The following is a 4711-nucleotide window of genomic DNA, read 5'->3' on the forward strand; positions in this document are numbered from 1 at the left end:
CTACCGCGGCGACGCGGCCGTACTGGCGAGCCTGCCCACGGGCGCGCCGGCCTGCCCGGTCTACGACGGAACGGCGACGACCACGGGATCGATCCTCTCCGGCGCGCCGGGCGCGGGGAACGCCGAGTGGTATCTCGTCGCCGGCTACAACGCGCAGGGCGAAGGCTCGCTCGGGCGCGGCGCCTCGACGGCGCGCGCGATCCACGACGCGGCTTCGTGCCCTTGAGGCGCGCCGTAGACGAAGCAAGGACGGTGGCGATCACCGGGGCGGCGGGGAACCTGGGAAGTCTGCCGGCTCGTCGCCTCGCGACGCGCGACTGTCGGCTGCGGCCGATGTTCCATCCGCGTCCGCCGAGGTCGCGACGGCGCCCCGCGAGGGGCACGGCTTCGAAATAGTGATGGCGAGATCGAGCCCTTCAATTCCGGATCTAGTTGAGAAAAGTAACGCTCGGCGTTACTTTCGTCGTGTGGATCCGTGAATAAGGCCGTGAACATCGCCGCCTACATCGACGATCTCGCCGCCGCGGGGCGCTACCACTTCACGACCGAGGAGGCCGCGGCCGCTTCGGGTTCGTCGTGCGTCGCCGTGCGCGCGGCTCTTCGTCGGCTTCGCGCGGCGGGACGCGTCGCGGCGCCTTTTCGGGGCTTCCACGTCGTCGTCCCGCCGGAGTACCGCGCGCTCGGATGCCTGCCGGCGGAGCAGTTCGTGCCCCAACTCATGGCGCACCTCGGCCTGACCTACTACGCCGGCCTTCTTTCCGCAGCGAGCCTGTACGGCGCGGCGCACCAGGCGGCGATGGTCTTCCAGACGGTGGTGGCGACGAGCCGCGCGGAGATTCGCTGCGGCCGCGTGCGCGTCGAGTTCGTGGCGCGCGGCAACGTCGGCGAAGTTCCCACCGTGCAGCGGAACACGTTGCGCGGCGTCCTGCAGGTCGCGACGCCGGAGGCGACGGCTTTCGACCTCGTCGGGTACTCGTCGCGCGCAGGCGGACTCTCGAACGTCGCCACCGTCCTCGCCGACCTCGCCGAGCGGCTCGACGCGGGGAAGCTGCTCGCCGAAGCGGAACACGCTCCGCTCCCCTGGTCGCAGCGTTTGGGATACCTGCTGGAGCGCGCCGGCGCCGCGGGCGTCGCCGCGCCCTTGGCCGAACGCGTCGCGTCGTTGGCGAAGGAGTACGCGCCGCTGCGGCCGGGACGAACCGTCGTCGGCGCGGCGCGCGACCGACGCTGGCGGCTGCTCGTCAACGAAGCGGTCGAGCCGGAATCGTGATCCCGTTCGACTACATCACCGAGTGGCGCTCGCAGGCCCCGTGGACGGCCGACGCGCAGGTCGAGCAAGACCTCGTCGTCTCGCGCGCCCTCGCCGCCATATTCGGCGATCCCGCGGCGTCAAGGCGTCTGGCTTTCCGCGGCGGGACCGCGCTCTACAAGCTCTATGTGCGGCCGCCGACGCGGTACTCCGAAGACATCGATTTGGTCCAGGTCGCGGCGGAGCCGGTCGGCGACCTGCTCGACGCAGTTCGGCAAGCGCTCGATCCGTGGCTCGGGACGCCGCGTCGCATCGTCAAGGGCGGCGGGGTGACGCTCGTCTACCGCGCGGAGTCCGAGGCGCGGCCGCCGACGCCGCTGCGCCTCAAGGTCGAGGTCAACACGCGCGAGCACTTCTCCGTGTTTGGCTTCGAAGAAAGGGACTTCGCCGTGCGCTCGCGGTGGTTCTCCGGCGACGCGCGGATCACGACCTACTGCCTGGACGGGCTCCTCGGCACGAAGCTGCGCGCGCTGTACCAACGAAAGAAGGGCCGCGATCTGTTCGATCTCTTTGTCGCCGGCCGAAACCCGGGCGTTTCGCCGGCGCGGGTCGTCGAGTGCTTCGGACGCTACCTTGAGCGGACCGGTCTGCGGGTCACGCGTGCCGAGTTCGAAATGAACCTGCGGGAGAAGCTGGCCGACGGCGCATTCATCGGGGACATCGCGCCGCTCGTCGCGCCGGACTTCGCATGGAGCGTCGAGGAGGCGGCTCGCTATGTCCAGAGCCAGATCGTCCCCCTGATTCCGGGCGAGCCGTGGCGGGGCGGGGAATAGCGCAAGAGACGGGGCCTACTTCTTGCGCTTCGACGACGTCCGCTTGTTGTCCGCCTTCTTCTCGGGCACGGTCACTTCGAGGTGGATCTGGCTGCGGGCGTCTGCAAGAGCCCTCGCGATCTCCTTGGCGCGGGTGTGCGTCGCGGACGACTCCTTCTTCACGTCCAGCGTCTCTTCGAGCCGGCTGATCGTCTCGCGCAGGTTCTCGATCGCGTCGCGCGCCGCCTGCATATCCTCGGCGGCCGCCGGCGCAGGCAGCCCGTTGCGGGCGAGTTCGTCGCCGAGAAGGGCGCGGAGCGTGTCGTAGATCGCGACGGGGCAGTGGATCGTCCCGAGCATGTCCTTCGACCCGACGAAGCCCCAGAGCATGCGGTGGCTCTCGTCGCGCGCGGTGACCCGCACGCCGCCCTGCAGCGGCTCGAACACAACCTCCGCCGCGATGCGCCGATTCGGCGAGATGTCGGCGGACTCGACGTCGGTGCCCGCAAGCGCGACCTGCTGGTCGAACGTCTTGTCGAACAGCACCCCTTGCTCAGCCATCGTTCTCGCTCCCATCTCTGCCCGCGCCGACGACCGTGGTTTCGAGCAACGCGCGAAACTCCCGCTCGCAAACGATCCGGATCGGTCTCCCCGCGGCGATCAGATCCTCGGCGCGCCGTTGCTTCGTGCTCTTCTCGACGTTCCCGAAATCGGCGGCGTTGCGGGCGCCGACGACGAGGATCGTCGTCTTCCGCGTGACCGACGCCCCGACGTCGCACCCGGCCGCCGCCGCGAGGTCGGCCGCGTCCGCGCGCGACATCGTCAGTTCGCCGGTAAAGACGACGGTCTCCCCTCCGAGCCGTCCGCCCGCGACCCCCGACCGCTTTTCGGCGCCGTGGCCGACCGCGCAGCCGCACCACCGGCTACGGCTCGACACGGCGGGCGGTCCGGCCGGCGGACTCGCTGGCTCCGCCCAGTCGGCGAGCGTGATCCGACCCTCCCGCGCGGCGCGAACGGCGATCTGGCCCGCCGCCCAGGCGTCCTCGGCCGCGTCGTGGTGCTCGAAGCGGATTCCCAAGCGCGAAGCGAGGTTCCCGAGGTTGTACCCGCGCGCTCCCAAGTCGGGCCAGACGCGCCGCGCCAACTTCACCGAGTCGACCCAGCGGCACGCAATCTGCGCCAGGCCGTAACGCTCGCACGCCCCGCCGACGGCCGAACTGTCGAACGTGGAGTGAGCCACGACGAGCTGGCCGCCGATCATCGAGGAGACGTCCCCGTAGACCTCGGGCCATGTCGGCGCCCCGCGGACGGCTTCCGCGTCGATCCCGTGGATCGCGGTCGCCTCCGGCCGGAAGAGATCTTCGGGATCGATCAGCGACTTCCAGCAGAGCTCGGCGACGCCCGAGCGAAACGCGACGATGCCCAACTGGCAGATGCGCGATCGGTCGAAGTTGGCCGTCTCGACGTCGAGCGCGAAGAAATCCATGTTCCCCCCGGGACTCGAACACCCGCGAGAGGTCATCATAGCGCCGCGTCCCGAATTCCCAAGCCGCCTCGGCGAAGCCGCGTCGCGCGCCGGTGCGCGACGGCGACAGGAACGCGCCCGGCCTTCGCGCTCCGGCGGGGCCGGAAGCGGACGGCCGCCGCGGCCTAAGATGTGACGAGCGGATGCGCAACGCGCGACGCACGAACGGATCGACGCGCCGCGAGGGAGGCCAGCGCCGATGATCAGCGGATTCCCGCACGAGTTCGGTCCCCCGAATCCGGAAGCCGTCGAGCGGATGCTCGGCGAGGGGCTGACGCGCTGGAAGGCGCTCGCGGCGGCGCTTGAAGAGGCGGCCGGCGCGCGCGGCAGCTGGAAGTCGTATGGGCCGAAGTACGGCTGGCGGCTCGACTTCCGCCGGAAGTCGGGGCCGCTCGCCGGCCTCTATCCGACGCCGGAAGGTCCGCTGCTCGGGATCAATCTCGTCCGGAAGGAATGGGCGCCGGCCTTCGACCTGCCGCTTGGTCCGCGGGCGAAGGCTGTTCTCGAATCGTCGGAGCCGCTGAAGGACGGGCGCTTCCTCCTGCTGCTCGTCGCCGACGAGCGGACGGCGCGGGACGCCGGGGCGCTGATCGGGCTGAAGGCCGACCGCAGGTAGACCGCGGGCGCGTGGCGCGTTTTGCATGCGCGTTGGCGCGTCGTGCAAGTGCGGTTCGGGAAGGCCGCGGCTAGCCTCTCCACTGTTCGCGGCGCGGCGGCGCAGGCCGGCCGACGCCGCGATGCGGAGGCTCGCGATGAACTTCACCTACTACATGCCGACCCGGATCCTCTTCGGCGCCGGACAGCTGAACCGACTTCATGAACAGAAGCTCCCCGGCCGCAAGGCGCTGATCGTCGTCTCGGCGGGGAAGAGCGTCCGCGCCAACGGCTACCTCGCGCGCGTGGAGAAGGAGCTCGACCTCGCCGGCGCGGAGCGCGTCGTCTTCGACAAGATCGTCGCCAACCCGATCAAGAAGCACGTCATGCAGGGCGCCGCGCTCGCCCGCGAGCTGGGGTGCGACTTCGTGGTCGGCCTCGGCGGCGGGAGCAGCATCGACGCGGCGAAGGCGATCGCCGTGATGGCGCGGAACGACGGCGACTACTGGGACTACGTCTCCGGCGGCACGG

At 70.5% G+C, this 4711-nt stretch carries 7 protein-coding genes; 5 read left to right on the top strand and 2 right to left on the bottom strand.

Translation table 11 applies throughout. The features are described 5' to 3' along the window. The 3 genes from LLG88_12540 to LLG88_12550 form a co-directional block, all read left to right on the top strand. Positions 1-226, top strand: a 226-nt coding sequence (locus LLG88_12540) for a hypothetical protein (protein MCE5247732.1), incomplete at its 5' end; no start/stop codon positions are given. Between the two features lie 249 nt (positions 227-475). Then, positions 476-1270: a type IV toxin-antitoxin system AbiEi family antitoxin gene (locus LLG88_12545; protein MCE5247733.1), complete on the top strand. Its 795-nt coding sequence runs from the start codon at positions 476-478 to the stop codon at positions 1268-1270. Further along, positions 1267-2082: a nucleotidyl transferase AbiEii/AbiGii toxin family protein gene (locus LLG88_12550; GenBank protein ID MCE5247734.1), complete on the top strand. Its 816-nt coding sequence runs from the start codon at positions 1267-1269 to the stop codon at positions 2080-2082. The genes LLG88_12545 and LLG88_12550 overlap by 4 nt, the downstream gene beginning before the upstream one ends. 15 nt (positions 2083-2097) lie before the next feature. Here the strand turns inward: LLG88_12550 and LLG88_12555 are convergent, their stop codons facing one another. Both LLG88_12555 and LLG88_12560 read right to left on the bottom strand, forming a co-directional pair. Further along, on the bottom strand, positions 2098-2622 hold the full coding sequence (locus tag LLG88_12555) for a hypothetical protein (protein MCE5247735.1): 525 nt from the start codon (positions 2620-2622) through the stop codon (positions 2098-2100). After that, a complete protein-coding gene (locus LLG88_12560) occupies positions 2615-3547 on the bottom strand; it encodes a transposase (protein ID MCE5247736.1) in 933 nt (310 codons plus the stop codon). The genes LLG88_12555 and LLG88_12560 overlap by 8 nt, the downstream gene beginning before the upstream one ends. Positions 3548-3785: 238 nt before the next feature. On the opposite strand from LLG88_12560, the gene LLG88_12565 reads away from it, so the two are divergent. Both LLG88_12565 and LLG88_12570 read left to right on the top strand, forming a co-directional pair. Then, the gene (locus LLG88_12565; protein MCE5247737.1) at positions 3786-4202 is read left to right on the top strand and encodes a DUF3788 family protein; all 417 of its coding nucleotides are present in this window, start codon (positions 3786-3788) and stop codon (positions 4200-4202) included. Positions 4203-4338: 136 nt separating this feature from the next. Beyond that, positions 4339-4711: iron-containing alcohol dehydrogenase (locus LLG88_12570; protein MCE5247738.1), on the top strand; the 373-nt coding region annotated here is incomplete at its 3' end.

Source organism: bacterium (assembly GCA_021372775.1).
GTDB lineage: Bacteria > Acidobacteriota > Polarisedimenticolia > J045 > J045 > JAJFTU01.

Coding starts and splice junctions, on each gene's coding strand:
- LLG88_12555 (MCE5247735.1), bottom strand. CDS start 2,622: ATGGCTGAGCAAGGGGTGCTGTTCGACAAGACGTTCGACCAGCAGGTC.
- LLG88_12565 (MCE5247737.1), top strand. CDS start 3,786: ATGATCAGCGGATTCCCGCACGAGTTCGGTCCCCCGAATCCGGAAGCC.
- LLG88_12560 (MCE5247736.1), bottom strand. CDS start 3,547: ATGGATTTCTTCGCGCTCGACGTCGAGACGGCCAACTTCGACCGATCG.